Source organism: Williamsia sp. MIQD14, from assembly GCF_051025635.1.
Classification (GTDB): domain Bacteria; phylum Actinomycetota; class Actinomycetes; order Mycobacteriales; family Mycobacteriaceae; genus Williamsia_A.
The window spans coordinates 406,066-431,717 of sequence record NZ_JBPFDG010000002.1; the positions used below are offsets into that span (position 1 = coordinate 406,066).

At 68.8% G+C, this 25,652-nt stretch carries 24 protein-coding genes and 1 pseudogene; 8 read left to right on the forward strand and 17 right to left on the reverse strand.

The features are described from left to right. Positions 1–3: 3 nt before the first annotated feature. The 11 genes from ACQ7HM_RS09455 to ACQ7HM_RS09505 all read right to left on the reverse strand — a co-directional run bounded on the left by ACQ7HM_RS09455 (position 4) and on the right by ACQ7HM_RS09505 (position 9,564). The gene (locus tag ACQ7HM_RS09455; protein ID WP_434216004.1) at positions 4–381 is read right to left on the reverse strand and encodes a hypothetical protein; all 378 of its coding nucleotides are present in this window, start codon (positions 379–381) and stop codon (positions 4–6) included. Continuing rightward, positions 378–1,202, reverse strand: coding sequence for a LytR/AlgR family response regulator transcription factor (locus ACQ7HM_RS09460; RefSeq protein ID WP_434216005.1), 825 nt, complete (start codon positions 1,200–1,202; stop codon positions 378–380). Before ACQ7HM_RS09460 ends, ACQ7HM_RS09455 begins: the two co-directional genes overlap by 4 nt. A 7-nt stretch (positions 1,203–1,209) precedes the next feature. Beyond that, complete coding sequence (locus ACQ7HM_RS09465; RefSeq protein WP_434216006.1) at positions 1,210–2,397, reverse strand: sensor histidine kinase; 1,188 nt, start codon at positions 2,395–2,397, stop codon at positions 1,210–1,212. Between the two features lie 66 nt (positions 2,398–2,463). Continuing rightward, positions 2,464–2,724: a DUF3263 domain-containing protein gene (locus ACQ7HM_RS09470; RefSeq protein WP_434216007.1), complete on the reverse strand. Its 261-nt coding sequence runs from the start codon at positions 2,722–2,724 to the stop codon at positions 2,464–2,466. A 250-nt stretch (positions 2,725–2,974) separates the two neighbouring features. Next, on the reverse strand, positions 2,975–3,679 hold the full coding sequence (locus tag ACQ7HM_RS09475) for an MspA family porin (RefSeq protein ID WP_434216008.1): 705 nt from the start codon (positions 3,677–3,679) through the stop codon (positions 2,975–2,977). A gap of 47 nt (positions 3,680–3,726) precedes the next feature. Further along, positions 3,727–4,365, reverse strand: a complete 639-nt coding sequence (locus tag ACQ7HM_RS09480; protein ID WP_434216009.1) for an MspA family porin — start codon at positions 4,363–4,365, stop codon at positions 3,727–3,729. 374 nt (positions 4,366–4,739) lie between these two features. Continuing rightward, complete coding sequence (locus tag ACQ7HM_RS09485; RefSeq protein ID WP_434216010.1) at positions 4,740–4,913, reverse strand: hypothetical protein; 174 nt, start codon at positions 4,911–4,913, stop codon at positions 4,740–4,742. A gap of 7 nt (positions 4,914–4,920) precedes the next feature. Next, positions 4,921–5,610, reverse strand: a complete 690-nt coding sequence (locus ACQ7HM_RS09490; protein WP_434216011.1) for a MogA/MoaB family molybdenum cofactor biosynthesis protein — start codon at positions 5,608–5,610, stop codon at positions 4,921–4,923. Continuing rightward, positions 5,610–7,250 (reverse strand): trypsin-like peptidase domain-containing protein, encoded by a 1,641-nt coding sequence (locus tag ACQ7HM_RS09495; RefSeq protein WP_434216012.1) that lies wholly within the window; start codon positions 7,248–7,250, stop codon positions 5,610–5,612. Before ACQ7HM_RS09495 ends, ACQ7HM_RS09490 begins: the two co-directional genes overlap by 1 nt. A 183-nt stretch (positions 7,251–7,433) precedes the next feature. Beyond that, on the reverse strand, positions 7,434–8,843 hold the full coding sequence (locus ACQ7HM_RS09500; RefSeq protein WP_434216399.1) for an ATP-binding protein: 1,410 nt from the start codon (positions 8,841–8,843) through the stop codon (positions 7,434–7,436). 34 nt (positions 8,844–8,877) lie between these two features. Beyond that, positions 8,878–9,564 carry a response regulator transcription factor gene (locus ACQ7HM_RS09505; RefSeq protein ID WP_045823995.1) on the reverse strand — a complete coding sequence of 229 codons (687 nt, stop codon included), beginning with the start codon at positions 9,562–9,564 and terminating at the stop codon, positions 8,878–8,880. Between the two features lie 236 nt (positions 9,565–9,800). Between ACQ7HM_RS09505 and ACQ7HM_RS09510 the strand changes: the two genes are divergently transcribed. Genes ACQ7HM_RS09510 through ACQ7HM_RS09530 form a run of 5 tightly spaced genes read left to right on the forward strand, consistent with a single transcriptional unit; the run spans position 9,801 to position 15,483 of the window. Further along, positions 9,801–11,033, forward strand: coding sequence for an SDR family oxidoreductase (locus ACQ7HM_RS09510; protein WP_434216013.1), 1,233 nt, complete (start codon positions 9,801–9,803; stop codon positions 11,031–11,033). Then, positions 11,030–11,245 (forward strand): serine/threonine protein phosphatase, encoded by a 216-nt coding sequence (locus tag ACQ7HM_RS09515; RefSeq protein ID WP_434216014.1) that lies wholly within the window; start codon positions 11,030–11,032, stop codon positions 11,243–11,245. Before ACQ7HM_RS09510 ends, ACQ7HM_RS09515 begins: the two co-directional genes overlap by 4 nt. Next, complete coding sequence (locus ACQ7HM_RS09520) at positions 11,209–12,036, forward strand: phosphatidylserine decarboxylase (protein ID WP_434216015.1); 828 nt, start codon at positions 11,209–11,211, stop codon at positions 12,034–12,036. Before ACQ7HM_RS09515 ends, ACQ7HM_RS09520 begins: the two co-directional genes overlap by 37 nt. Further along, complete coding sequence (locus tag ACQ7HM_RS09525; RefSeq protein WP_434216016.1) at positions 12,033–13,190, forward strand: hypothetical protein; 1,158 nt, start codon at positions 12,033–12,035, stop codon at positions 13,188–13,190. The genes ACQ7HM_RS09520 and ACQ7HM_RS09525 overlap by 4 nt, the downstream gene beginning before the upstream one ends. 43 nt (positions 13,191–13,233) lie before the next feature. Then, positions 13,234–15,483 carry an MMPL family transporter gene (locus tag ACQ7HM_RS09530; protein ID WP_434216017.1) on the forward strand — a complete coding sequence of 750 codons (2,250 nt, stop codon included), beginning with the start codon at positions 13,234–13,236 and terminating at the stop codon, positions 15,481–15,483. Here the strand turns inward: ACQ7HM_RS09530 and ACQ7HM_RS09535 are convergent. The 6 genes from ACQ7HM_RS09535 to ACQ7HM_RS09560 are packed head-to-tail and all read right to left on the reverse strand — an operon-like array spanning position 15,475 to position 20,790. After that, complete coding sequence (locus tag ACQ7HM_RS09535) at positions 15,475–16,698, reverse strand: FAD-dependent monooxygenase (protein ID WP_434216018.1); 1,224 nt, start codon at positions 16,696–16,698, stop codon at positions 15,475–15,477. The genes ACQ7HM_RS09530 and ACQ7HM_RS09535 overlap by 9 nt on opposite strands. Further along, entirely contained in the window at positions 16,691–17,446 is a 756-nt protein-coding gene (locus ACQ7HM_RS09540) for an alpha/beta fold hydrolase (protein ID WP_434216019.1), read from the reverse strand. The genes ACQ7HM_RS09535 and ACQ7HM_RS09540 overlap by 8 nt, the downstream gene beginning before the upstream one ends. Before the next feature lie 59 nt (positions 17,447–17,505). Continuing rightward, complete coding sequence (locus ACQ7HM_RS09545; RefSeq protein ID WP_434216020.1) at positions 17,506–17,790, reverse strand: muconolactone Delta-isomerase; 285 nt, start codon at positions 17,788–17,790, stop codon at positions 17,506–17,508. Between the two features lie 4 nt (positions 17,791–17,794). Further along, a complete protein-coding gene (gene catA, locus ACQ7HM_RS09550) occupies positions 17,795–18,646 on the reverse strand; it encodes a catechol 1,2-dioxygenase (protein ID WP_434216021.1) in 852 nt (283 codons plus the stop codon). Positions 18,647–18,691: 45 nt separating this feature from the next. Continuing rightward, complete coding sequence (locus ACQ7HM_RS09555) at positions 18,692–19,795, reverse strand: mandelate racemase/muconate lactonizing enzyme family protein (protein ID WP_434216022.1); 1,104 nt, start codon at positions 19,793–19,795, stop codon at positions 18,692–18,694. Beyond that, entirely contained in the window at positions 19,792–20,790 is a 999-nt protein-coding gene (locus tag ACQ7HM_RS09560) for a LysR substrate-binding domain-containing protein (RefSeq protein WP_434216023.1), read from the reverse strand. Before ACQ7HM_RS09560 ends, ACQ7HM_RS09555 begins: the two co-directional genes overlap by 4 nt. 215 nt (positions 20,791–21,005) lie before the next feature. Here ACQ7HM_RS09560 and benA point away from each other — a divergent pair, with 215 nt between their 5' ends. From benA to benC, 3 genes and pseudogenes are all read left to right on the forward strand, one after another. Beyond that, positions 21,006–22,358 (forward strand): benzoate 1,2-dioxygenase large subunit, encoded by a 1,353-nt coding sequence (gene benA, locus ACQ7HM_RS09565; RefSeq protein WP_434216024.1) that lies wholly within the window; start codon positions 21,006–21,008, stop codon positions 22,356–22,358. A gap of 1 nt (position 22,359) precedes the next feature. Beyond that, on the forward strand, positions 22,360–22,872 hold the full coding sequence (gene benB, locus ACQ7HM_RS09570) for a benzoate 1,2-dioxygenase small subunit (RefSeq protein WP_434216025.1): 513 nt from the start codon (positions 22,360–22,362) through the stop codon (positions 22,870–22,872). A gap of 10 nt (positions 22,873–22,882) precedes the next feature. Beyond that, positions 22,883–25,601, forward strand: a pseudogene (benC, locus tag ACQ7HM_RS09575) (benzoate 1,2-dioxygenase electron transfer component BenC). Positions 25,602–25,652: the final 51 nt, after the last annotated feature.

Here is a 25,652-nt window from a genome sequence, read left to right on the forward strand (position 1 = left end):
CCGTCAGTCGTCGACGAGATCGACGAACTCCTGCTCGTTGCGGTCGGCGCGACGGACGTAGAACCGGCACGCGGCGAACAACACCGGGTACACGGCCACACCGAGGATCAGCCAGGGCAGACCGATCCCGGCGACGCTGACGTCGGCGATCGACGGGACGAGCAGGAACAGGACCGGCAGTGCGGCGAGTGCGGTCGCGGCCACGCCACCCACGCGCAGGGCGAGACCGAGTTGCGCGCGGATCAGACCGCGGACGAACGCGTCGCCGATCTCGGTCTGCTCCTGCACCTCCACCCGGCTGCGCACCCGCCGGGCGCCGCGGCGTTGCGCGAGGACGACACGTTCGCGTGGCGGTGGGCGACGGTCGCGAGGGGTGGTCACCGGGCACCCGACGAGCGGCCACCGACGAGTCGGTCCTTGAGTTCGCGGGTGTGCCGCCGACTGACCGGGAGTTCGACGCCCGGCGCCTCGCCGACGGGCCGCAGGCACACCACGGTCTGCGATCCGGCGGTGCGGATGCCGGTCACCGAGGGCAGGTGCACGAGATACGAGCGGTGGACCCGGACGAATCCGGCGTGCTGCCAGCGGTTCTCGAGTGTCGACAGCGGTGTGCGGACGAGGTGGGCGTCGCGGTCGGTGTGCAACCGCGCGTAGTCACCCACGGCCTCCACCCACCGCACGTCCGAGCGGGGTACGAGGGTGGTGATGCCGGCGATCTCCACCGCCAGCACCTCGTCGGTGTCGTTCGCGTCGGCCGGCCCGGGCGTGGCCGACGGCGCGGCGCGATGGTCGACGACCCGGCGGACGGCCTCGGCGAGACGTTCGGTGCGCAGCGGTTTGAGCAGGTAGTCGACCGCGCCGAGATCGAAGGCCCGCACCGCGCGGTCGTCGTGTGCGGTCACGAAGACCACCGACGGCGGATCGGCGAACGCACCGAGCACCCGCGCGAGTTCGAGCCCGTCGAGCCCCGGCATGTTGATGTCGAGGAACACCGCGTCGATGGGTGTCGGGGAGTCGGTGATGAGCCGCAGCGCGGTCGTCGCGTCGGAGGCGGTCAGCACCGTCGTCACCGGATCGGTCTGCATCAGGGCGAACTCGAGTTCGTCCAGCGCGGGTAGTTCGTCGTCGACGGCGAGGACGGTGAGCCCACGAGGAGGTGGCGAGGCGGAGAGATCGGGGATCTGGGTCACGACGTGAGCCATGCTGCCATCACACGGTGATCCCGGGGCGGAACTTCGGCACACGCATGCTGACCTTCGTGCCCGCGCCCGGCGCCGTCTCGACGACGAGACCGTAGTCGTCGCCGAACGCCGCCCGCAGGCGGTCGTCGACGTTCGCCAGTCCGACATGGGCGGTCTCGAGGACCCCGGAACCCACCGCGGTCGTGCCGTCGAGCCCCGACCGCAACAGCTCGGGATCCATCCCCACCCCGTCGTCCTCGACGCTGATGACGCAGTCGGCGCCCTCGTCGTCGGCGACGATGGTCACCGTGCCGCCGGCCGGGGAACCCGAGATGCCGTGCCGGACGGCGTTTTCGACCAGGGGTTGCAGGGCGAGGAACGGCAACACCACGTTGAGCACCTCGGGCGCCACCTGCAGGCGGACGTCGAGGCTCTCACCGAAACGCGCTCGTTCGAGGGTGAGGTAACGGTCGATGTTGCGGAGCTCGTCGGCGAGCAGCGTGTACTCCCCCGCCACGCGGAACGAGTAGCGGGTGAAGTCGGCGAACTCGACGATGAGTTCCCGTGCCCTCTCGGGGTCGGTGCGGACGAACGACGCCACGGTGGACAGGGCGTTGTAGATGAAGTGCGGACTGATCTGGGCCCGTAGCGCCCGGACCTCGGCGCGGTCGAGTCGGGCGCGCGAGGCGTCGAGCTCGGCGAGCTGGATCTGACTACCGGCGTAGCGGGCGACGTCGGTGATCGCCGACAGGGCGCCCGGTCCCGGCACGGTTCGGGTGACGACGCCGAGCACCCCGAGGACCTCGGTGCCGGTGAGGGGTTCGACGACCAGCGCACGGGCACCGGACTCCTCGAGACCCGAGGTGATGAGGATGCGCCGACCGTCGGCCACGCAGCGGGTCGCGGCGTCGGCGAAGTGCGCGGCGAGGCCCCCGTGGGGGCCGTCCCACACCAGAACCGTTCCGTCGGCGTCGGCGACACCGACCGCGTCGGCGGCGGTCAGTGCCCGCAGGTGCGGTGCGGCCGACTCGGCGGATTCCGCCGTCAGCCCTTCGCGCAGTGGTGCGGCGGCCAGCGACGCCGTGTGCAGGGTGGCGTGCACCGCGCGTTCGGTGGGTGTCGTGAGGGTGGGTCGGGTGCGGGTCCGCAGCACCACGACCGCCGTCGCCACCACGAGGACGGCGATGATCACCCCCACCCACGCGAGGGTCGACATCAGAGGTGACGCGCCGGTCCGGTCATCCCGCCATCATCGCAGGGACACCGCGTGGCGCGGCGAAGGTCAGCTGGCGCGCGCCAACCACAGACGCTTGCGGCAGACCGCGCGCATCTGTTCGGCCACACGTGGCGGGAGGGCGTCGCTGTCGCCAGAGTCGAGCTGCGAGCGCAGCCGGGTGAAGAACTCGACGTCGCCGAGACCGAACTGCGCGCGGATGGCCTCCGAGGGACCGCCACCCCGCTGGAACCAGCCCAGCTCGAACTGCACCAATCGGTCATCGCCGTATTCGCCGGTCGCCCGGCCCATCTCGGTGTCAACAGTCATGTCGGTCACCCCGTTTCTCTTCTCGCAGCAGGTCTGTCGGTGCCACGCCCCCGCACAGCAACCAGATCATTGTGCATGCGAAAGGTGAGCCGCGCCACCCATTCGTGCACCGGCGCGCCCAACTCTAGAGAACCCATGTGACACCGCACCGAACCCCGGATGACGACTCGGCGCGGATACCCCGGACACGACACAGGGGGAGCGGCCGAAGGCCACTCCCCCTGCGTGGGAGAACTGTCAGATCAGCAGATCAGCGAAGGCTGAACGGGCGGCCGACCAATGTCACGTAACCGTCCACCGACGGTGTCGAAACCTGGACCCGGACGTATGCCTTGGCCTCGGCGAAGCCACCGCACTTCTCGACATTGAAGTCGACCTGGCTGTACGCAAGGCCAGCCTTCTTACCGCTGAACGTGAGCCCGCTAACCGTGTCGCCGTCAGAATTCTTGTAGTTGATGACGGGCACGAAAGTCGTAGCTCCCGGGGCCAAGGCCAGCGAAATGCCCTGCGAGCCGGAGACGGTCAGGTTCGGAGTCTCCTGCGGGTCGATAGCCGGCGATGTCGCAGTCGCGTCCGTGCCGCCGTCACTAGCGATTCCCGCGCCCAAGCTCCCGTTGGAGGTTGCTCCGCCACCGACACTGACCTGGCACCCGACGTAATAGCCAGCGATGATCGATCCGCCCGCGGACTGACCGTTCACGGTCACACGGACCTTGCCGCTCAACCACGCGTGCCGACTGGTGGCGATCGCGGCAGTCGATCGAGCGATTGTGTAGGACTGATCGGTCAGGCTGACAGTGACCGACGTTCCGTCGACCAGCTTCTGTGTGACGACCTTGTTCGGAAGTGTTGCGGCCGCAGCGTTGCCAGCGCCCATGCTGGCGAGCGCCACTGCGGAGACGCCAGCGATAGCCGCAGCGGAGGCTGCGCGTCGCATCGTGTTGTTTTTCATCATTGCCCTTCGGAAAGTTCAGCTTGGTTCGGAATGGAGTGGTCTGATCGTCAGTTCAAGCTGAACGGAGCGCCGTACAGGGTCGACTTCACATAGTTGTCGCCACGCAGTTCAATCGTCGCCATCGATCGTGCCGACGCGTAACCGCCGCACTTTGTCACGTCGATCCGGTACTGCTGGTACTGAACCCCGAGAGTCCCGCCGTCACCGGTCTTCTCACCGATGGGTACGTATGTTGCCTGGCCCGGGTTGAGGGGAATGGTGATGCCCGGACCGACGGACACGCCAAGCGTGAGAGGCGCGGTCGGCGTGAAGAAGTCGTAGCCCTGGTTGAACGTAATTCCGGGGTTGATACTGAAGTCGGTGATGTCGACCTGGCAGCCCACGACGTAGCCGACATTCAGCACACCTGCGTTGCCCTTGGGGAAGGTGGCGAATACTCCGCCGAAGACTTCGGCAGACCTATCCGCGCCGTTGTGCGACTCGGTAGGGATCGCCACTGCGCGCTCCCCCGTGCGAGAGAGCTTGACGACCGAGCCGTCCACGCCGATGGTCGTCTTCGAACCGTTGGGAAGAGGCTTGGCAGCGGCGTTACCTGCGCCCATGCTGGCCAGACCGACGGCGGCAACCGCGGCGACGGCGCTCGCACCGATCACGCGGCGGAGGCCGGAGTTGCTCATCTTGCTCATTCGTTCCCTCTCAAGGAAGTGCGTATATCCCGACGACATCGAAATGTTAGCCCGGAGTGACCTGACGGTTCTGCAGAATGGTGTCGCGGATCGTTAACAGGCAGATTGCGCGACGTTACCTATGGGTTAACTTCGCACGCTGCTCGCGCCGACCTGATCCACACATATCTGCAGTACGACCCAGCACCCCCCGAGGCCGGCTCGGTGCTGTGTCAGGTGGGACGTTAGCCGTAGCAGCCCCACCCGACAACACATGGGCTCGCCCGTGTCGGAAAAGGGTGAGGTGAACACGATGCAACCGTGCAGACGAAGGGTCGGAAACGGGCATGACGGACGAGTCGGATCAGTGCACCCTTACCTGCGGAGACCGGAGCTCATCCGTGGTGCGGCGGGCGGTTGTCGAGGAACCAACGATCGTCGGCATTCCGGGACGTCGGGTGATCTCGATCACTCGACGGTGTCGCCTCGTCGGTGGTGACGTCGGGCAGGTCGTCGCCGAACACCTCGGCGAGTCGCCGACGTCGTTCCCACTCGTCGCGGTCGGTCACGGAGAGATCAGAACTCGGTGATCGATTCGATGATGGCCTTGGCCAACGGGGTCACCGTCGCCATGCCGTCGCGGACCGCGGCCCGCGAGCTGGCCAAATTGACCACGAGGGTCTGACCCGACATGCCCGCTACGCCACGGGAGAGTCCGGCGTCGGCGGCACCGGCGGCCAGGCCGGAGCTGCGGACGGCCTCCTCGATACCCGGCAGGGTGCGATCGAGCAGTCCCGCGGTGGCCTCCGGGGTCACGTCGCGGGGACGCACGCCCACGCCGCCGACCGACACGACCAGGTCGACACCACCGATGACCGCGGTGTTCAGAGCGTTGCGGATCTCGACCTCGTCGGCCGAGACGGCGACCGTGGCGTCGACGTGGAAGCCGGCCTCGGTGAGCAGCTCGCCGACGAGGGGCCCGATCAGGGTCTGATCCTCGCCGTGGGCAGCGCGGTCGTCGACGACGACGACCAGCGCCCGGCCGAGTTCCTGCGACTCCAGGCTCACCGCGTTCATCTTCTGTCCTCTCGCGTCGGCAGCCAGGCGTTCGGCTGCGACATCGGCGGCGGCGAGGTCGCGGCTGCTCACGCGGCCGATCAACCCCGATTCGTCGGTGTCGCCGATGACAGTACTGCTGTGTACCGACGGCAGGATCCGCAGCACACCGCTCTCGGTGGCGGACGGGTCGGTGTCGATGGTGCTCATCAGCGGCCTCCGGTGTCGAGGGTGTCGAGGGTGACGTTGACCGTGCGGCTCGAGCCGTTCGCGGTGAACGTGATGGCGACCTGGTCGCCGGGAGCATGCGACCGGATGGCCGCGACGAGGGCATCACCCGAGGCGATGACGCGATCGTTGACCTTGGTGACGACGGCGCCGGACGGAATACCCGCCTTCGCCGCCGCACCGCCGGGGGTCACCGCGGAGAGCTGGGCACCGGGGGTCTGGGCGTTGGCCGAGGCCGACTGCACCGACACACCGAGTCCGGCCTGCGTAGCGCGACCGGTCTGCTGCAGTTCCTGCGCGACGCGCATGGCCTGGTCGATCGGGATGGCGAAGCCGAGGCCGATGCTGCCCGCCTGGGCGCCGGCACTGTCGGACAGGCTGGCGATGGCGGTGTTGACGCCGATCAGTGCGCCGTTCGCGTTGACCAGCGCACCACCGGAGTTACCCGGGTTGATGGCGGCGTCGGTCTGGATCGCGTCGATCACCGACGCGGTGCTGTTGTCCTCGCCCTGCGTCGACACCGGCCGGTTCAGCGAGCTGATGATGCCGGTGGTGACGGTGCCCGCGAGACCCAGCGGCGAACCGACCGCGATCACGCTCTGACCGACGGCGAGGTTCCCGGACTGTCCCAGGGTGATCGGGGTCAGCCCGGTCTTCGACGCCTTGATGACGGCGATGTCGGAGATGGGGTCGGCGCCGACGACGGTGGCTCCCGACGTGGAGCCGTCGTTGTAACTGACGGTGAGCTGGCCGGTCCCCGACGACTCGGCGGTGACGACGTGGTTGTTGGTGAGGATGTAGCCGTCCTGGCTCAGCACGATGCCCGAGCCCTCGCCCTCGCGATTGCCGATGCGCACGTCGATCGAGACGACCGACGGCAGCACCTTCGCCGCCACCTCCTGCACCGAGCCGACCGCCGCCGCGGCGGGCTGCGAGTTGTCACGGGGACCGCTGACGACGCCGCCGGACACCGAGTTCGAGGTCGAGTTCTCCAAACCCGCACCGACGACACCGCCGATGCCGCCGGCGAGTGCGACGAGCACCACCACGAGCACCACCAGTCCGACACGCGAGCCTCCGCGCGCCGCGGCCGGCGCACCGCCCGGGTACGACGAGCCGGCACCGTAGGACGAGGCGGGGTAGTAGGCCGGACCTGCGCCCTGACCGCCGTAGCCGTGCTGGCCGTAGCCCTGCTGACCGTCGGAGCCGAACTGCGCGCCCGAACCGTACTGGGCTGATCCGTACTGGCCTGTTCCGTACTGACCCGACCCGTGTTGCCCGGTCGAGGACTGATCGGACCCGTACTGGCCCGACCCGTACTGCTGCCCAGAGCCGTACTGATCAGAGCCGTACTGGTCGGATCCGTGCTGCTGCCCGGAGCCGTACTGGCTCGACCCGAAGGGCTGGGTGCCGGCGGAGCCGGACTCGTGCTGACCCGCGCCGTACCGGCCCGACCCGTACTGATCGGTGCCGTACTGATCAGATCCGTACTGGCCGGAGCCGTGCTGGTCGGGGGTGGGGCCGGTCGAACCGTGCTGATCAGGCGAACCGGACTCCGATGCCGACCGGTCCCCCGGCGTCGATCCCTGTCCCGATTCCGACCCGTGCTGGCTGTCGGTCATGCCTTCGATGCCCCAATCATGCTCGTGTCGCCGTGTGGCGTGGTGCCGCGCTGCGGACCCGTGTCCGTCGCGGCTGTGCGCGTATCTGACTGCTCGACCCTAACGGTGCGCGACCGTCCTGAGAGGGGACTGAGACCCCAGCCCCCAGTTTCCTTGGAGAACTCCGGCGAAACGCCCGGCGTGTCAGCGCGACTGTTCGAGCGGCGCGGACTCGAGAGGGGTCGGACGACCCGGGAGTTCCATCCGGATCAGGGCCCCGCCCATGTCGGATTCGCCGGCGACGACGGTGCCGCCGTGTTTGCTGACCACCTGGCGCACGATCGCCAGCCCGAGCCCGGAACCGGGCATGGACCGCGCGGCAGTCGAGCGGTAGAAGCGGTCGAACACGAGCTCACGATCCTCCGGTGGGATGCCCGGCCCGGCGTCGCCGACGGCCAGTTCCACCCGGTCGGGGCCGATCGGTCGCAGCGTCACGACGACGGGGCGGTCGCGGGGGCTCCACTTGGCGGCGTTGTCGAGCACGTTGAGCACCGCGCGCGACAGCCCGTTGGACTCCCCGAACACGAACCACGGGGTGATCGACACCGCGAAGTCGACATCGTTGCGGCGCCGCCGGACCCGTTCGAGCGAACGCTCGAGGACCTCGGAGAGGTCGACCTCCTCGTGCACCACCTGCGGAGCGTCGTCGCGGGCGAGGTCGACGAGATCGCCGACGAGGGTGGACATCTCCTCGATCTGCGCCATCACGTCGGAACGCAGGTCGGCCATGTCCGCCTCGGGCAGGGCGCGGGCGCCGGGGGCGCTGCTCGCGATCAGCAGCTCCAGGTTGGTGCGCAACGACGTGAGCGGGGTGCGCAGTTCGTGCCCGGCGTCGGCGACCAGCCTCGATTGTCGGTCCCGCGATTCGGCGAGCGCACGCAGCATCAGGTTGAAACTCTGTGTGAGACGGGCCAGTTCGTCGCTGCCGGTCACGGTGATGGGGTTGAGGTCGTCGGTGCGGGCGACACGTTCGGCGGCCTGGGTCAGGCGCGCGACCGGGCGCAGACCGGCGCGGGCGACGGTGGTGCCTGCGACGGCGGCGAGGATGACACCGCAGCCGCCGACGATCGCGAGCACCCACGCGAGGCGGCCCAGCACCTTGTCGGTGGGGCCGAGACTCTGCGACATGATCAGGGTGTTGCCGTCGACCAGTTTGCGCGCCATCACGCGCTGGTTGTCGACCGTCCGCAGGGTCGAGGCGGTGCCGCTGTCACCGGCGACCACCGCCTTCTCGGTGGGGCCGTAGGGCACGTCACCGATCTGGAAGGCACGACCGTTGGGCAGCACCAGCGCGACGGACATGTCGGTGGAGAACAGCGTTCCGGCGACGAGGCTCTCGGGCGAGTCGTCGAGCACCCCGTATCGGGCGAGCTGGGTGATGCCGTCGGCCCGGTTGAGCAGCTGCGCGTCGACGTCGGCGTACATCGCGCGGTACACCACGGCGTACGCGCTCACCGCCATCACCGCGACCGCGATGCCGACGACGGTCGCCGCGAGCAGGGTGACCCGCAGCCGCAACGAGATCGAGCGGGTGAGTGCGGTGGCGTCGCGCATCCGCCCGTGGCCCGAGGTCACCGAGGCGTCCGGATCACGGCGGCGTCTCGCGCAGCACGTAGCCGATGCCGCGCACGGTGTGGATCAGGCGCGGCTCCCCGTCGGCCTCGGTCTTGCGGCGCAGATACCCGACGTAGACCTCGAGCGCGTTGCCCGACGTCGGGAAGTCGTAGCCCCACACCTCCTCGAGGATGCGGCTGCGGGTGAGCACGCGACGCGGGTTGGCCATCAACATCTCGAGCAGCGCGAACTCGGTCCGGGTGAGGCTGATCGACCGCTCACCGCGGCTCACGTCGCGGGTCACCGGGTCCATGGTCAGGTCGGAGAAGGTCATGGCCTCGGAGTCGGCGTCGACCTCGCCCCCGGCGCGACGCATGAGTGCGCGGAGCCGGGCCAGCAGTTCCTCGAGCGCGAACGGCTTGGGCAGGTAGTCGTCGGCGCCGGCGTCGAGGCCCGACACCCGCTCGGAGACGCTGTCACGCGCGGTCAGGACGAGGATCGGCAGATCGTCACCGGTGCTGCGAAGTCGTCGGCACACCTCGAGACCGTCGAGGCGGGGCATCATCACGTCGAGGACGACGGCGTCGGGACGGGTCGACGCGATCTGCTCGAGCGCCTCGACCCCGTCTCCGGCGGTCTCGACGGTGTAGCCGTTGAACGAGAGCGATCGACGGAGGGACTCCCGGACCGCGCGGTCGTCGTCGACCACCAGGATGCGCATGCCACCAGTGTGACGTGCAGGGCTGAGACCTCGCTGAGACACGTCCGAACGCGGTGGGTCGAATGCTGGAAACCTGCAACTGTTTCGCGCCCTCATCGAATGAGACGTTCTCAACAGGCGTCATGTGCACGCCTGTGGAACCTCACAAACCTCGCACGGTTCGACCCGAACACCCGACCGATGCATTTAGCGTCGGCACTCGTTCGTACAACGTCGTGAGAGAAGGGTCGGGGACGATGACAACAGGGGTGGGAGTTCAAGGAGAGTCGCTGCGGCCGATCTGGCCACACGCCGATGCGTTGATCACCTCGGAGTGCCGGGGACTGCGGTTCAACGGCAAATACGCCGACGTCGTCGCACTGAGCACCGGCGACCCCACCGCGTTGCGGCCGACCATCGACGAGGAGACCCGTAAGCGGGTCGCCACGCTGCCGGCCCCGCGCCGCGACACCGCACTCATCCTCGGCGCCAACGGGTTTCTCGGCGCCCACCTCATCGGCACCCTCACCCGCGACCCGTCGATCACGCGCGTCTACGCGATGATCCGACCGACCGAGGAACAGACGGTCGAACAGCGCCTGCAGGCCACACTCGACCAGTACGAGATCTCGGCCAACACCGCGAAGGTGGTGTTCGTCGAGGGCAACGTCACCGAACGTCGTTTCGGGCTGAGCAAGGAGCGCTACCTCGAACTCGCCGACGACGTCGGCCTGGTCTACAACTGCGCGAGCTCCACCGACTACATCTCGAGCTACCTCGACCTGCGTCAGGACTGGTTCATCAGCCTGCTGCGCACCCTCGAGTTCTCGATCACCCACACCCGCAAGCACGTGACCTACGTCGGCAGCATCGGCGCGCATCTCTACCAGCGACCCGAGGACTTCCGTCGCGCCGACTCGTGGTGGTACTCCGGCTACGCCCAGATGAAGTGGGTCAACGCAGCACTGCTCGGGTGGCTGTCGCAGTCCGACACCTACTCGGTGACGCTGTGCGAGGCGCCCTACATCCTCGGCAGCACCCAGCGCGGACTCGATCCCGGTCGGGCATACAGCTTCTGGCGCATCGTCGAGGTGGCCATCGCCGTGGGTGCCATCTGGGACGGACCCGGCATGAACTACGTGCCCGTCGACGTGATCTGCGAGGTGATGGCGCGCAACGCCATCTCCGAGCAGCCGATGACCCGTCTGCTGCCGAGCAACCCCGAGGACTACGACCACAGCCTCTACGCCGATCTGCTGGGACTGGACCTGGTCACATGGGACGAGTTCTTCGGCAAGGTCGCCGATCTCGTCGGCACGAAGTTCGCCCAGACGATGCTCGGCGACAACATCGACATCCTGATGCGCAAGGTGCACAAGCCCGAGGCGATCCTGCCCGCCGACCACGATGCGTCGTGGTGCGATCACCGGCGCCTGTTCGAGCTGTACTTCAGCACGGTCAAGCTCAAGGACATGGCCACCTCGGCATGACCGGCGACGGTGGTCGCACACGACGGGTCGAGCCGACCGCGGTGCGTCTCTCCGACACCCCGCTCGCCGGGGAGCTCGTCAACGCCACGTACTCGGTGGGGTTCTACCTCGCGTGCGCCGGGATCGGCCTGCTGCCCCGCCGTGTCGGGTCACCTCTGCTCGAAAGGTATGTGTCATGGGCAGCCTCGATGGACGAGGGCCGATCGCAGTGACGTCGGCCCTGCGGTGGTGGATCGTCGGTGCCGTGGCGTCGGTGGGGACGTTCGTGGCCGCGGTCGTCTACTGGCGTCTACGGTTCTTCTTCCGTGACCCGCAACGCATCCCGCCGGCCGATCCTCGCGCGGTGGTGGCCTCGGCCGACGGGTTCGTCACGTACGTCAAACGTGTCGAGGCCGGCCGGGTGCCCTTCGCGGTGAAGAAGGGGCGCACCATCCCGCTCTCGGAGTTCACCGACGTGGTGCACGCCGAGCCCGGATCGCCCGACGCGAGTGGATATCTCGTCGGCATCTACATGTCGGAGTACTCGGTGCACCGCAACCGTTCGCCGATCGCGGGGACGGTGGTGTTCCGGCGGCACCGCGGCGCAGACCCCTTCAACCGGTCGATGGCGCGCGTCGGGGCCAACCTCATCGCCCGCCACTCCCCGTACGACGAGGGGTGCGACTACCTGCTGGCCAACGAGCGGCTCACCATCGGCGTCGAGCACCCCGGTGGTGCCGTCGCGACGGTCACCCAGATCGCCGACCTGTGGGTCGACCGGATCGTCGCCCACGTCGAGGTCGGCGACACCCTCGACCGCGGTGAGCAGTACGGGATGATCCGCTTCGGATCACAGTGCGACGTGTTCCTCCCCGACTCGCTGGTCTCCGAGATCACCGTCAGCCCTGGGCAATACGTGTTCGCAGGCAAGACCACCGTCGCGTTGTCACCGGTGTCGGTGGCGCAGATGCCGCCCGCCGCGCCCCGTGCCTCGGCACGGACACCGCAGGAGGTGCACTCGTGATCACCGTCCGCCCGGTCCAGTCCGCGCGTGACTGGGACGATTTCTCCGCCGTGTACCGCACCGTGTACCGCGACGACCCCCACGCCCTGCCCGACGAACCGATCGACCTCGCGATCCTGCGCCGACCGAACCCGGAACTGGCCCAGGAACGGCGTTTCCAGGCGTTCGTGGCCCGCGACGGCGACCGACCGGTGGGCCGTGTCGTCGCGATCCACGACCTCGCGTTCACCTCGTACACGGGGGAATCGTTCGGCTTCTTCGGCTTCTACGAGGCCGTCGACGACCACGTCGTCGCCACCGACCTGCTCGACGCCGCCTCGGCGTGGGTGTCGGTGCGAGGTCTGGCCACGATGGCCGGACCGTTCAGCCCGTCGATGTTCTACAGCGCAGGCATCGTCGTCGACGCACAGCCGCGGCTGCCGTTGATCGGCATGCCGCACAACCCGCCGTACTACGCCGAACAGTTCGAGAAGTGGGGACTCGTCGGCATGAAGGATTTCTACAGCTACCGCTTCGACGAGCCGTACCAGATGTTCTGCAGCGACAAGTTCGCCCGTCACAAGCAGCTCTACGAGCGGGTGAGCGCGCGATCGGAGATCACGTTCCGACGCATGCGATACCGGACGCTGGCACGCGACACCGAGATCATCCGCGAGCTGTACAACACCACGTTCACCGACTTCTGGGGCTTCTCGCCCCTGTCCCGACCCGAGATGCGGGATCTGCAGAAGATGATGCTGCCGATCCTCGACCCGCACCTGACGTTGCTGGCCGAGTACCAGGGCAAGCCGGTCGCGTTCTTCATGGGCATCCCCGACGCGAACCAGGCGATGGAGCGCGCAGCGAGGTTCCGGTTCCGCTGGGTCCGTGACGTCGCGACCCTCTGGTACGTGAAGGGCCCCAAGCGCACCCGCCTGATGGACGGTGTCCGTGTCGACATGATGCTCGTCGACAAGACATGCCCGGACCGCTCGGTCGCCTCACAGGTCATCGTCGAGATGTGGCGCCGCATCGCCGAACGCGGCTACACGCGGATGGAGGGTGCACCCGTGCTCGACGACAGCGAGTGGATGAAGGGCTCGGTGCTCTCACGCGTCGAGATGGGCCCGTATCGGACATACCGGATCTACAGTCGGGATCTCGACCCGGCGTGAGCCGGTGACGCGGCGCGGGCACGGCAGGAGATGACAAGGCGACATGGTTGACACCGCACAGCAGCCCGAGGAACGGCAGGCGCGCGAGCTGTCCGGCGGTCGGGCCCCGATCGGCAGGCGATGGGGCGAGTTCATCGCACGCCACCGCTACCGGGTCATCGTCGTCGGCCTGCTGCTCGCCCTCGGTTCGGCGGCGCTGTACCCGGCGCTGCAGTCGAAGCTGGTGGGTGTGGACTTCTCGGTGTCGGGCACCGACTCGAGCCGTTCGGATGACCTGCTCGCGAGACACTTCGCCGACTACGGCACCGAGCAGCTCGCCGTGACCTTCTCGTCGACCACGGCCACCACCGCCGCCCCCGCCTTCCGGGCACGGGTCACCGCCGTCGTCGACGACCTGCGCACCTCCCCGGACGTCGTCAGCGTCGTCGACCCCTATCAGACACAGGGTTTCGCGCCGCAGATCTCGCAGGACAAGTCCGCGGCGGTCGCCCTGGTCGGGGTCCGCGGCGACCCCAGCCAGCGCATCGGGGTCGCCGAACGGTTGCAGGACCGTCTCGCCGACGCCTCCCGCGACGGTGTGACCGTCGCGATGACCGGCTACTCCCCCATGACCGTGGACCTGACGCGCGTCGAGTCCGCCGACGCGACGCGCGCCGAGAGCGTCGGCATCCCGTTGGCGCTGCTGGTGTTGGTGCTGGCCCTCGGTGGTCTGGTGGCCGGCCTGATCCCGTTGATCTCCACCGGTTTCGGACTGCTCATCGCCTTCGGCGTGATCGCGCTTCTGGCCGACGTCATGACCTTCGACATCCTCGTCACCACGGTCGCGTCGATGATCGGGCTCGGGCTGGGCATCGACTACTCCCTGTTCATCGTCAGCCGCTTCCGGGAGGAACTCGCGCGCCGCGGCGTCACCTCGCGCACCGACACCGACGGCATCCGACGTTCGGTGGGTGTCGCGATGGCGACGGCCGGACACACCATCGCGGTCTCGGGCCTGGTGGTGATGATCGCGTTGGCCTCGCTGACCATCGTGAACGTGCCTGCGGTGCGCACCATCTCACTCGTCGTCGCCGTCACCATCGTGTGCGTCCTCGCGGTGGCGTGGACGATGCTGCCCGCGGCCCTGGCGGTCCTGGGCCCCGCCGTCGACCGCCTCGGGCTGCCCGCCCGCTACCGGCCGGCCGATGCCCGCCCCACCGACGACGCCTCGGCCGGCGGCAGCTGGTGGGCCCGGTGGGCGCGACACGTGATGCGCAATCCGTGGCGCTACGCCGTCTCCGGGGTGCTGGTGCTGGTGATCTGCATGATCCCGATCGGTTCGATCCGGTACGGCGTCGACATCGGGACCGCGGCGCTGCGCGACCAGCCGAGCGGCCCGGCCAACTCCGTGCTGTCGGAGAAGTTCGCCGCGGGCACCATCTCGCCCATCACGACGGTGTTCACGGGCGGATCGGACGGCGGGCAGCTCTCCGAGAGCCAGGCCGAACGTGCCGTCGAGTTCGAGTACGGCCTGCGCACCGATCCACGGGTGTCGTACACCTACTCCCAGAGCAACGACGGCCGGTCGCTGATGGTGGTGATACCCGCCGTCGCGATCGACTCGACCGACGCCATCGACCTCGTGCAGAGCATCCGCGACAAGGCCGCCACGGTGACCGCCGACGGCGGTCCGCGCGCCTACGTCGGGGGGACCACCGCACTCGTCGTCGACGCCTCCGACGAGATCTCGTCGAAGATGCCCTGGGTCATCGCTCTCATCCTCGGGTTCTCGCTGCTCTACCTCGCACTGGTGTTCCGCAGCATCGTGATCCCGGTGAAGGCCGTGGTGATGAACGTCCTCGTCACGGGCGCCGCGCTGGGGCTCACGGTCGCGGTGTTCCAGTGGGGCTGGCTGCAGTCGGTGCTGGGGTTCACCTCGGCCGGATACATCCAGGTCTACCTGCCGGTCACGGTGTTCGCGGTCGTGTTCGGTCTGTCGATGGACTACGAGGTGTTCCTCATCGGCCGCATGCGCGAGGTGTTCCGCCGCGACGGTGACAACGACGCCGCCGTGGTCGACGGCATCGAACACACCGCACGACCCATCACCGCCGCCGCGGCGATCATGGTCGTCGTGTTCGGCGCGTTCCTCAGCGCGAACGTGCTCGAACTCAAACAATTCGGTTTCGCACTCGCGGTCGCGGTGATCTTCGACGCGATCCTGGTCCGGATGATGCTCGTCCCCGCGATGATGACCCTGTTCGGCGCACGCAACTGGTGGCCGGGGAGCCGCGCGGTCGGCGCCTCACGCTGACGACGCAGCGGCGTCCTGTCGGAGGGGTGCCGTGTCGCTCGCGACGAAGCCGTGGATCCAGTCGAGATGGCGGTCGGGCATCGACGCGTCGGCCAGCCGGGCGTCGCGCGCGACCCGCAGCGGTGAGCCGTCGGGCAGGTGCAGTACGTCGGCGGTGGTGATCGACGCGAACTGCACCTTGCGGGTCCGATCATGGCGGAGCGCGAAGTACCGCTCCTGCGCGGTCGTCACGTCCGGTGCGTCGGCGAGGCAGTCGGCCAGCACGACGGCGTCCTCCATCGACTGGTTCGCGCCCTGCCCGTGATGCGGCACCAGTGCGTGGGCGGAGTCGCCGAGGAGCGAGCCCCGGCCGTAGTTCCAGCGCGCCAGGGGCGGCCGGTGCATCAGCGCCCAGCGCTGTCCCACCGGTGCGGCGTCGACCATCTCCCGCAGCGCGGGATGCCAGTCCTCGACGAGGGCGTCGCGGTCGGCGGCGGTCGACTCGACGGTCCACGCCTCCGACGGCCACGGCGCCGGCCCACGGTGGACGAGGAAGAAGTTCTGCTTCCCGGAACCGCTCGGGTAGTGCAGCATGTGGCCGCCCGGGCCCATCCAGAACTGGATCGCGTCCGGATCCGGCAGGGAGGGGATGCGATCGGTGTCGACGACACCGCGGAACGCCGAGCACCCCGAGTACAGCGCGTCGTCGTAGCCGAGCATCATCCGGCGCAGGATCGACCGCGCGCCGTCGGCCGCCACGATGAGGTCCGCGGTCGCCGAGGTGCCGTCGGCGAACGTCAGGACCGCGTCCCGGCCGTCGTCTACGCTGCCGATGTCGCACCCGACGACGGCCTTGCCGAGGTGGATGCACTCGTCGCCGACGGCGCCCGACAGGATCGACTGCAGGTCCTTGCGGTGGATACCGGCGTAGGTCGCGCCGTAGCGCCGTCGGTAGGTGTCTCCGCCGTAGTGCCTGCCGATGACCGACCCGGAGCGCACGTCGCGGTAGACGAGTTGCGGGATGTCGGCCCACACGGCATCGAGCTGATCCTTCAGGCCGAAGGGACCCTCGAGGAACCGGGTGGCGTTGGCGGACAGCGCGACTGCCGCGCCCACCTCGCCGAGCTCAGCGGTCTTCTCGTAGATGTCGCAGGAGATCCCGTGGTGGCGCAGCGCCAACGCCAGTGTCAGACCGCCGATACCGGCCCCGACGATGCCGACCCGGAGATCATCCACGACGGCTCGCGACCGGGATGCCCACCGTCGCAGCCTCGACGAGGGACGCGGCGAGCGTCTCGGGTGTGGTCAACTGCGCCTCGTGGCTGCCCGGGGTGTGCAGCAGAGGGGTCCCCTCGGGGAGTCGTCCCACGAAACGGTCCCAACCGAACTCGCCGGGCGGCAGCGCCAGGTCGTCGTCGGACTTCAGATACACCGACGGCAGCTCGAGCCGTGCCCAGTCGTCGAGGTCCAGTGAGTCGTCCATGGTGTGGAACGGCTGGCGCTCGAGCAACGGATGGACCACCCGCAGCACGTCCTCGGAGGCATCCTGCATGAAGGCCGCGGCGAACACCTCGAACGGGAACATCACCGAGTTGTCCCGCGACGCCTGCGCGGACCCGCGGAACATGTCCCCGTACGCGGGCGGACACAGGTCGATCAGCGACTCGCCGGTGCGGGGGACGAAGGCACTCCAGTAGACGAGCCGCTCGATGCGATCGGGCATCCGTTGCGCCGCACCGGAGACCGCGAAGCCTCCCCAGCTGTGCCCGACCAGCACGATGTCGCGCAGATCACGCTGCTCGACGTAGTCGACCAGTGCGGCGACCGAGTGTTCGAGCCGGACATCGGCCCGCTCGTCCTCGGTTCCCAGCCCGGGCAGGGTGGGCGTGTGGACGGCGTGACCCTGCTCGCGCAGGATCTCGGCGACGGGTCGCCAGGTCCATCCTCCGTGGCAGGCGCCGTGGACGAGAACGAATGTGGTCATGTCGGGGTCCTCCAACTCGTGTGCGGATCAGCGGGTGGTCGTGGACGACGCGGCGGGGTTCAGCCGGCCGCGATGTCCGAGGGGTGGGTCGCCAGCGGGGTGACGTCGACGGTCATGAACGGGAAGAGCGGTAGGTTCCACAGGATCTCGTGCAGTCGCTCGTTGTCGGCGACGTCGAAGATGCTCAGGTTCGAGTACCGGCCGACGCAGCGCCAGATGCTGACCCACTCACCTCCGCGCTGCAGCTCCTGTGAGTAGGCCTTCTCCCGGGCGATGGTGTCCGCGCGTACCCCCGGATCCATGTCCGGGGGCAGCGCGACATCCATACCGACGGCGAAGAGCATCCCGTCAGACCGCCGCGTCGCTGTCGAGGACGAAGTCATACGTGACTTGCTGGCCACCGTCGATGTCGCGCGGATCGAGGACCAGTTCGGGCTTCACGGCGCTCGCCACGTCGTCGTCGTTGTGCGGATCGCCCGGGAAGTACAGCTGCGTGGTGATCTGCTGGTGTCCCTGGCCTGCGACCTTGAGATGCAGGTGCGCGGGACGCCACGGGTGCCAGTCGGCGGCCGAGATGAGCTTGCCGCAGGCGCCGTCGGTGGGGATCTGGTAGGGCGCGGGCTTCATCGTGTGGATGTGGAAGCGGCCGTCGGTGTCGGCGGTGACCGTGCCACGCAGGTTCCACTCCGGGATGCCCGGCGCGAACTGCGAGTAGAAGCCGTCGGCGTCGGCGTGCCAGATCTCCAGCGTCGCACCGGAGATCGGGGTTCCGTCGACCGAGCGGACCTGACCCTCGAACAGCAGCGGGGTGCCCTGCTCGCCGTCGCGGGTGGGAAGCCATGCCTCCGAGCCCAGTTCGGGGGCGTCGGGCACGTAGTAGGGACCCTCGATCGTGCCCTTGCTGCCATCGCGGGTGTCGCTGGCGACCTCCTCGACGACATGCTCGACCCAGACGTCGAGGAAGAGGGGCCACTCACCGTCCTGGCCGACCTGGATCAGCCACGATTTGAGGGCGTTGTACTCGTCGTAGGTGACCTGGTGGTCGCGGATGGTCGTGTGTACCGCCGACAGCACCTCGCGTGCGAGCATGCTGACGCGCTCGGGCGGGGTGTCGGCGGCGAGGCGCTTGTCGCTCGCGAAGCGCTGGGTGGCGTTGGCGCCGGACGCCGCTGCGGTGGCGACGCTCTGGTCGACGGTCATGGTGTTCTCCTTCTTCTCAGGGCTGTGAGAGGTGTGCGGGTCGACTCAGCGGTCGATGCGGTAGGCGGCGAGCTTGTCGGGGTCGATCTCGACGCCGAGTCCGGGGCCGGGTCGGACCGCGAGTTCGCCGTCCCGGATGGTGAGCGGTTCGGTGATCAGGTCGTCGGACATGTCCAGGAAGTTCGACAACTCCCCCGCTCGGCGCGAGGTCAGGGCGAACGCCGCGCCGAAGGCCACGGTGCAGGCCGTCCCGAGCTGGCCGTCGATCTGGTTGCCCATCACCACGTCCACCCCGAGTCCCTCGCACAGGTGATGGGCGCGCATCGATCCGGTGAACCCGGTTCGCGCGGTCTTGATCGACACCGCGGTCGCCGAGCCACCGAGGATCTCGCGGGTCACCTCGGCTGGTGTCGTCACCGACTCGTCGGCGACGAAGGGGATGTCGAGGCGCGAGACCAGCCATCGACGCGAGACCACATCGTCTGCGGGACAGAGCTCTTCGGCGAGGGTCAACCCGAGGTCGGCCATCTCGGCCATCGCGCGCGCCGACTCGGCCGCGGTCCAGCCGCGGTTGCCGTCGACGTAGAGCTCGACGTCGTCGCCGAGACCCTCGCGCAGCGCGCGCACCACGGCGGTGTCCAGCGAGACCGGCCGCCGGCCGACCTTCACCTTGAAGACCGTGATGCCGTAGTCGTCGCGCATGCGGGTGGCCTCGTCGACCATCGCGGCGGGACTGTCGAAACCGAGCATGTGGCTCACCCGCATGCGGTCGGTGTAACCGCCGAGCATGTCGCCGACGGACAGGTTCAGGCTGCGCCCCAGCGCATCCCACATGGCCATGTCGATCGCCGACTTCGCCACCGGGTTCCCGACGGTCCGGTCGAGGCGGGCACGGATGGACTCCCGCTCGAGCAGCGAGGCGCCGACGACCTGGTCGGCGAACAGGTCCTCGATCACCGCGACGACGCCGCGCTGGGTCTCGCCGTAGGTGAACGGCCGCGGCGGTGCATCGGCGACCCCGACGATCCCGTCGTCGGTGTGCACGCGGACGAGCACGTGCTCGGCGGCGTGGACCTCGCCGCTGGCGAACCGCAGCGGCTTGCGATAGGCGATGCGGTACGGGATGGCGTCGACGTGCGTGATCTTCATCGGACGTCCTCCAGGGTGTCTGCACTCACGAAGTCCGGGCTCACGATGTCGGGGGTGCCGCCGAGATCGTTCGGGGACAACGGTTCCCGCTGCGCGGGATCGTCGGGACCGCCGGGGATGAGACCGGCGTCGCGCAGGACCTCGACCATGGCCTCGACCTGGGCCGACCGGCGTTCACGCGACCACGCGACGGCGAGGTCGACGGTCTCGGCACCGTCGAGGTCGCGGACCACGACCCCCTCGAGGGAGAGGCGTCGCACCGACTCGGGCACGATCGCGACGCCGAGTCCCGCGGCGACCAGCGCGAGCAACACCGACGTGCCGGGGGCCACGTGGGCCCGCCGCGGGGCGAAACCCGCGCGGCGACAACTGCGCACGACCGCGTCGTTCACCGCCGACTGACCGTCGGCGTAGACGACGAAGTCGTCGTGGGCCAGGTCGGCGACGGTGAGGGCGGGCTCGCCGGCGAGACGGTGGTCGGCGGGCAGCGCCAGCAGGAGGCGTTCGGTCTCGATGGTGCGTGTCTCGATGTCGTCGCCGGCGACGGGTGGGCGCAGGACCGCCATGTCCAGGTCGCCTGACCGCAGACCGTCGACCTGCGCGGGGGTGAGGAGGTCGCCGTGGATCTCGAGTGCGAGTCCGGGCAGCCGGGCGCCCGCGGTACGCGCAATGGCGGGCAGCTGGTCGAACGCCGCGGTGCCGGTGAAGCCGATCCGCAGGAGGCCGGTCCGCCCGTCGGCGACCTGCCGGACCCCGCGGACCCCGTGGGCGAGCCCGTCGAGCAGCCGAAGGGCCTCGCCACGGAAGAACTCACCCGCCGGGGTGAGCGCGACCGAGCGGGTCGTCCGGGAGAACAGCGTCACGCCGAGCTCGTCCTCGAGCTGACGGATCGACTGCGACAGGGCAGGCTGCGCGATGTGCAACTGCTGCGCGGCCCGGCCGAAGTGGCAGGTGTCGGCGACCGTCACGAAGTAGCGCAGATGGCGCAGATCCATCGTCGCCTCCTCGCGAGCGGGGTGTCAGGGTGATGCCCTTCACACTAGGACGGTCATTGTTCGGGCACAAAGACCTAAATGCGGCGTATTGATCGATGGAATCGATCAATGACTGTCCTAGCCAGACCTGGGTGAACACCTGGTGTGATCTGGTTCACGTGGTGTGAGCATCGGAGGAGACATCTCGTCGACCCGCACACCGACCGGAGGCACCGATGACCGACATCGCCGACCACGTCCACGCGACACTGCGCAACGCCGTCATCGACGACGCCGAGGCCGGCGTCTACCGGGCCAACCGGCGCATCTTCACCGACGACGAGGTCTTCGAGCTGGAGATGAAGCACATCTTCGAGGGCAACTGGATCTACCTCGCCCACGAGAGCCAGGTCGCGAACACCGGTGACTACTTCACCGTCTACATGGGCCGGCAGCCGGTCGTCATCACCCGCGACAAGGAGGGTGAGCTGCACTGCCTCATCAATGCCTGCGCGCATCGCGGGGCGATGATCTGTCGTCGCAAGACCGACAACCGCACCACCCTCACGTGTCCGTTCCACGGGTGGACGTTCCGCAACGACGGCACCCTGCTGAAGGTGAAGGATCCCGACGACGCCGGGTACCCGGACACGTTCAACGTCAACGGGTCGCACAACCTGACCAAGGTGCCGAGGTTCGAGAGCTACCGTGGCTTCCTCTTCGGCAGCTTGAACGACGACGTCACCTCCCTCGCCGAGCATCTCGGGGACACCACCAAGGTCATCGACATGCTCGTCGACCAGTCTCCCGACGGACTCGAGGTGCTCCGCGGTGCGTCGTCGTACACCTTCGACGGCAACTGGAAGGTGCAGGCGGAGAACGGCGCCGACGGGTACCACGTCACCGCGACCCACTGGAACTACGCCGCGACCACCTCGCGGCGCAACAACGGCGAGTCGAAGAACACCACCAAGGCGCTCGACGCCGGGGGTTGGGGCAAGTCCGGCGGCGGCTACTGGTCCTACCCGAATGGCCATCTGTGCCTGTGGACCTGGGCCGCGAACCCCCAGGACCGCCCGCTCTGGGACCAGATGGACGCCCTCAAGGAGAAGTTCGGCGACGCCAAGGGCGAGTTCATGGTGAAGGGTTCGCGCAACCTCTGCTTGTACCCGAACGTCTACCTCATGGACCAGTTCAGCACCCAGATCCGCCACTTCCGGCCGATCGCGCCCGACGAGACCGAGGTGACGATCTACTGCATCGCACCCAAAGGCGAGAGCGCGCAGGCACGCTCGCATCGAATCCGGCAGTACGAGGACTTCTTCAACGCCTCGGGCATGGCGACACCCGACGATCTCGAGGAGTTCCGCTCGTGCCAGCTGACGTTCCGGGCGACCAACGCGCCGTGGAACGACATGAGCCGTGGGGCCGAGCACTGGCTCACCGGACCCGATCCCGTCGCCGAGGCGCTCGACATGCCGAACGTGATCTCGGCCGGCGTGAAGAACGAGGACGAGGGCCTGTTCACCGTGCAGCACGGCTACTGGCGCTCGACGCTCATGGCTGCCGTCGACAACCAGGAGAAGTGACATGACCACCACCGAGCCCCGCACGGTGATCACCCAGACCGCGATCGAACAGTTCCTCTACCGCGAGGCGCGGTATCTCGACGACCGCGAGTTCGAGAAGTGGCTCACCTGCTACGCCGACGACGTCGAGTACTGGATGCCGAGCTGGGGTGACGACGACCTGCTCACCGAGGACCCGCAGACCGACATCTCGTTGATCTACTACCCCAACAAGGGCGGCCTCGAGGACCGGGTGTTCCGCATCCGCACCGAGCGGTCGAGCGCTACGTCGATCCCGGAGCCGCGCACCAGCCACAACATCTCCAACGTCGAGGTCATCGAGCGCCGCGGTGACATGGTCGACGTCCGATTCAACTGGCACACCATGTATTTCCGGTACAAGACGATCGATCCGTACTACGGCACGTCCTTCTACACCATCGACTTCTCGGGTGAGTCGCCGCTGATCCGCCGCAAGACGGTGGTGCTCAAGAACGACTACATCCACCACGTCGTCGACGTGTATCACTTCTGAAAGGCACCCCATGAGCCACAGCGTCGCGCTGGCCTTCGAGGACGGTGTCACCCGATTCATCACCTGCGACGACGGGCAGACGGTCGCCGACGCCGCCTACAGGTCGCGCATCAACATCCCGCTCGACTGCCGCGACGGTGCCTGCGGGACCTGCAAGGCGGTGTGCGAGTCGGGCGAGTTCGACGGCGGCGAGTACATCGACGACGCCCTCACCGCCGACGAGGCGGAGCGCGGGATGTGCCTGCCCTGCAGCATGACCCCGCGGTCGGACCTCGTCGTGCAGATCGCGTCGACGTCCGAGGTGGCCAAGACGCGGGCGGCGACCCACACGACGCGGGTCACCGCGGTCGACCGGCTCTCGCCGTCGACGGCCCGCCTCACCCTGGCCGCACCGGAGGGCGGGATCGCCTTCCTGCCCGGGCAGTACGTGACCATCGCGGTGCCCGGCACCGACGCCGGGCGGTCGTACTCCTTCAGCACCCCACCGGGATCCGACGAACTGGAGTTCCTCGTCAAGATCATCGACGGCGGGGTGATGTCGGAGTACCTCACCGACCGCGCGGCCGTCGGCGACACGATCTCGTTCACCGGACCGCACGGCAGCTTCTTCCTCCGTGAGGCGTCCCGCCCGGCGTTGTTGATCGCCGGTGGCACCGGTCTCGCGCCGGTGCTGTCGATGCTCCGGGCGCTGCGCGACAGCGACAGTGACCGCCCCGTCCACCTCGTCTACGGGGTGAGCTCCGACGACGACCTCGTCGAACTCGACACGCTCACCGACCTCGCAGCCCAGATCGACGTTCACCTGGGACCACTGTGTGTCCGACACGGCGACGACCGCCGTGAACCAGGGGCGCGTGACGACGCTGATCGGACCCGAGCACCTGCACGACGGGGATGTCGCGATCTACCTGTGCGGACCGCCGCCGATGGTCGAGGGGGTCCGTGCCCACATCGGCGATCTCGGTGTCACGCCGACGGGTTTCTACTACGAGAAATTCCTGCCCTCGTCGACGGCCACCACCGTGGTCGACCCACCGACGGAGCCGGCGCCCGCCCCGGAACCCGTGCCGGACCCGGACCCGGTCGAGGTCGACACCGCTCCCCCACCCGTCGACGACGCGGTCGAGGTGTCGGCGCGCGGCATCGCCGGACAGGTGCTGTTCGGCGACCGCGAGGTGCATCCGCGGTCGGACGGCGCCCGGATCCCAGCCGCCGACGAGGACGAGGCCCTCCGGTGCATCGCCGGACAGCGGATGGCGCCGGCGCCCACCGGTTCGTCGCCGACGCCTCTCGACGACGGCGACGCGATCGCCGAGGCGATCGACGCCCGCATCATCGCCGCCCAGACGGTGATGCCGGCCCGCGAGACCGCACCCCTGGTGTCGCGCCCGTCGGCACCCGCCGAAATCCACGGTGATCCCGAGACGGGCGGGGACAACGAGTCAGGCGGGGACTACGAGATCGGCGAGGAGCACCCGTCGGTGCGCGAGTCCGACGCCGTCTTCGAGGCGCGACGCGCGCTGGAACTCGGTGCGCTGGAGCTGATCATCGGACGGCTGACGCCGACACAGGTCACCGGCTACCGCCTGCTCGCCGAGGCCACCACCCGCCACGTCGACGGCGACCGGTTCGTCGACGCGCACGCCTACACCGAGACCAACGCCGCATTCCACGACTACTTGTTCACCCAGACGGGCAACGCCCACCTGCTGCAGGCGTATCAGGCACTCGGGGTGAAGGCGGCGATGGCCGAGACACTGCGGCGTGCGACGTGGTGCGACCCGCGGTGCGCCCAGGACCATCTCGACATCGTCGACGCGATCGAGGCCGGCGACCGCGAGACCGCCCGGACCCTCATCGCCGACCACGCCGACCGGTCGAAGGCCACGATGCGCCGGGCCATGCGCGACGCCGACGAGTCCCGCCGCCCCGCGTTCGTGAGCCCCGGACGCTTCGCCGGCAAGGTCGTCCTCGTCACCGGTGCCGCGCAGGGCATCGGTGAGTGGGTGGCGCGACGGATCGCCGCCGAGGGCGGCGCACTCGTGCTCGCCGACCGCGCCGAGGCCGTCGAGGCGCTCGCCGAGGAACTGGCCCGCGACCCGGCCACCGCCGAGGACCCGCACAGTGTGCTCGCCGACCTCGAGACCGTCGGCGGTGCACAGTCCGCGGTCGACGCGGCGCTGGCCGCGCACGGACGCGTCGACGTCGCGATCCACGTCGTCGGCGGGACGATCTGGGCGAAACCGTTCTGGGAGTACCCGACCGAGCAGATCGAGAAGGAACTCTCGCGGTCGCTGTACCCGACGCTGTGGTCGTGCCGGGCGGTGATCGGTCCGATGGTCGACCGCGGCGCCGGCACCATCGTCAACGTCTCGTCGGTCGCGACCCGCGGCGTCCACCGGGTGCCGTACGCGGCGGCCAAGGGCGGGGTCAACGCGATCACCTCGGCGCTCGCACTCGAGGCCGCCCCACACGGGGTCCGCGTCGTCGCGACCGCACCCGGTGGCACCGACGCTCCCCCACGACGCATCCCCCGCGGACCCGCGCCGCAGAGCGAGCAGGAGAAGGACTGGTACCAGGCCATCGTCGACCAGACCGTCGACTCGTCGCCGATGAAGCGCTACGGCACCCTCGACGAGCAGGCCGCGGCGATCTGCTTCCTCGCCTCCGACGAGGCGTCCTACATCACCGGGACGGTGCTGCCGGTCGCGGGCGGCGATCTCGGCTGACGACTGCGAGCAGGTCGCGCCGCGAGACCATGACGACGATCCGGTCCGATC

Excerpts from the sequence above, each read along its gene's own strand:
- ACQ7HM_RS09460 (WP_434216005.1), bottom strand. The coding sequence starts at position 1,202 with ATGGCTCACGTCGTGACCCAGATCCCCGATCTCTCCGCCTCGCCACCT.
- ACQ7HM_RS09465 (WP_434216006.1), bottom strand. The coding sequence starts at position 2,397 with ATGTCGACCCTCGCGTGGGTGGGGGTGATCATCGCCGTCCTCGTGGTG.
- ACQ7HM_RS09470 (WP_434216007.1), bottom strand. The coding sequence starts at position 2,724 with ATGACTGTTGACACCGAGATGGGCCGGGCGACCGGCGAATACGGCGAT.
- ACQ7HM_RS09475 (WP_434216008.1), bottom strand. The coding sequence starts at position 3,679 with ATGATGAAAAACAACACGATGCGACGCGCAGCCTCCGCTGCGGCTATC.
- ACQ7HM_RS09480 (WP_434216009.1), bottom strand. The coding sequence starts at position 4,365 with ATGAGCAAGATGAGCAACTCCGGCCTCCGCCGCGTGATCGGTGCGAGC.
- ACQ7HM_RS09490 (WP_434216011.1), bottom strand. The coding sequence starts at position 5,610 with ATGAGCACCATCGACACCGACCCGTCCGCCACCGAGAGCGGTGTGCTG.
- ACQ7HM_RS09495 (WP_434216012.1), bottom strand. The coding sequence starts at position 7,250 with ATGACCGACAGCCAGCACGGGTCGGAATCGGGACAGGGATCGACGCCG.
- ACQ7HM_RS09500 (WP_434216399.1), bottom strand. The coding sequence starts at position 8,843 with ATGCGCGACGCCACCGCACTCACCCGCTCGATCTCGTTGCGGCTGCGG.
- ACQ7HM_RS09505 (WP_045823995.1), bottom strand. The coding sequence starts at position 9,564 with ATGCGCATCCTGGTGGTCGACGACGACCGCGCGGTCCGGGAGTCCCTC.
- ACQ7HM_RS09510 (WP_434216013.1), top strand. The coding sequence starts at position 9,801 with ATGACAACAGGGGTGGGAGTTCAAGGAGAGTCGCTGCGGCCGATCTGG.
- ACQ7HM_RS09515 (WP_434216014.1), top strand. The coding sequence starts at position 11,030 with ATGACCGGCGACGGTGGTCGCACACGACGGGTCGAGCCGACCGCGGTG.
- ACQ7HM_RS09520 (WP_434216015.1), top strand. The coding sequence starts at position 11,209 with ATGGGCAGCCTCGATGGACGAGGGCCGATCGCAGTGACGTCGGCCCTG.
- ACQ7HM_RS09530 (WP_434216017.1), top strand. The coding sequence starts at position 13,234 with ATGGTTGACACCGCACAGCAGCCCGAGGAACGGCAGGCGCGCGAGCTG.
- ACQ7HM_RS09540 (WP_434216019.1), bottom strand. The coding sequence starts at position 17,446 with ATGACCACATTCGTTCTCGTCCACGGCGCCTGCCACGGAGGATGGACC.
- ACQ7HM_RS09545 (WP_434216020.1), bottom strand. The coding sequence starts at position 17,790 with ATGCTCTTCGCCGTCGGTATGGATGTCGCGCTGCCCCCGGACATGGAT.
- catA (WP_434216021.1), bottom strand. The coding sequence starts at position 18,646 with ATGACCGTCGACCAGAGCGTCGCCACCGCAGCGGCGTCCGGCGCCAAC.
- ACQ7HM_RS09555 (WP_434216022.1), bottom strand. The coding sequence starts at position 19,795 with ATGAAGATCACGCACGTCGACGCCATCCCGTACCGCATCGCCTATCGC.
- ACQ7HM_RS09560 (WP_434216023.1), bottom strand. The coding sequence starts at position 20,790 with ATGGATCTGCGCCATCTGCGCTACTTCGTGACGGTCGCCGACACCTGC.
- benA (WP_434216024.1), top strand. The coding sequence starts at position 21,006 with ATGACCGACATCGCCGACCACGTCCACGCGACACTGCGCAACGCCGTC.
- benB (WP_434216025.1), top strand. The coding sequence starts at position 22,360 with ATGACCACCACCGAGCCCCGCACGGTGATCACCCAGACCGCGATCGAA.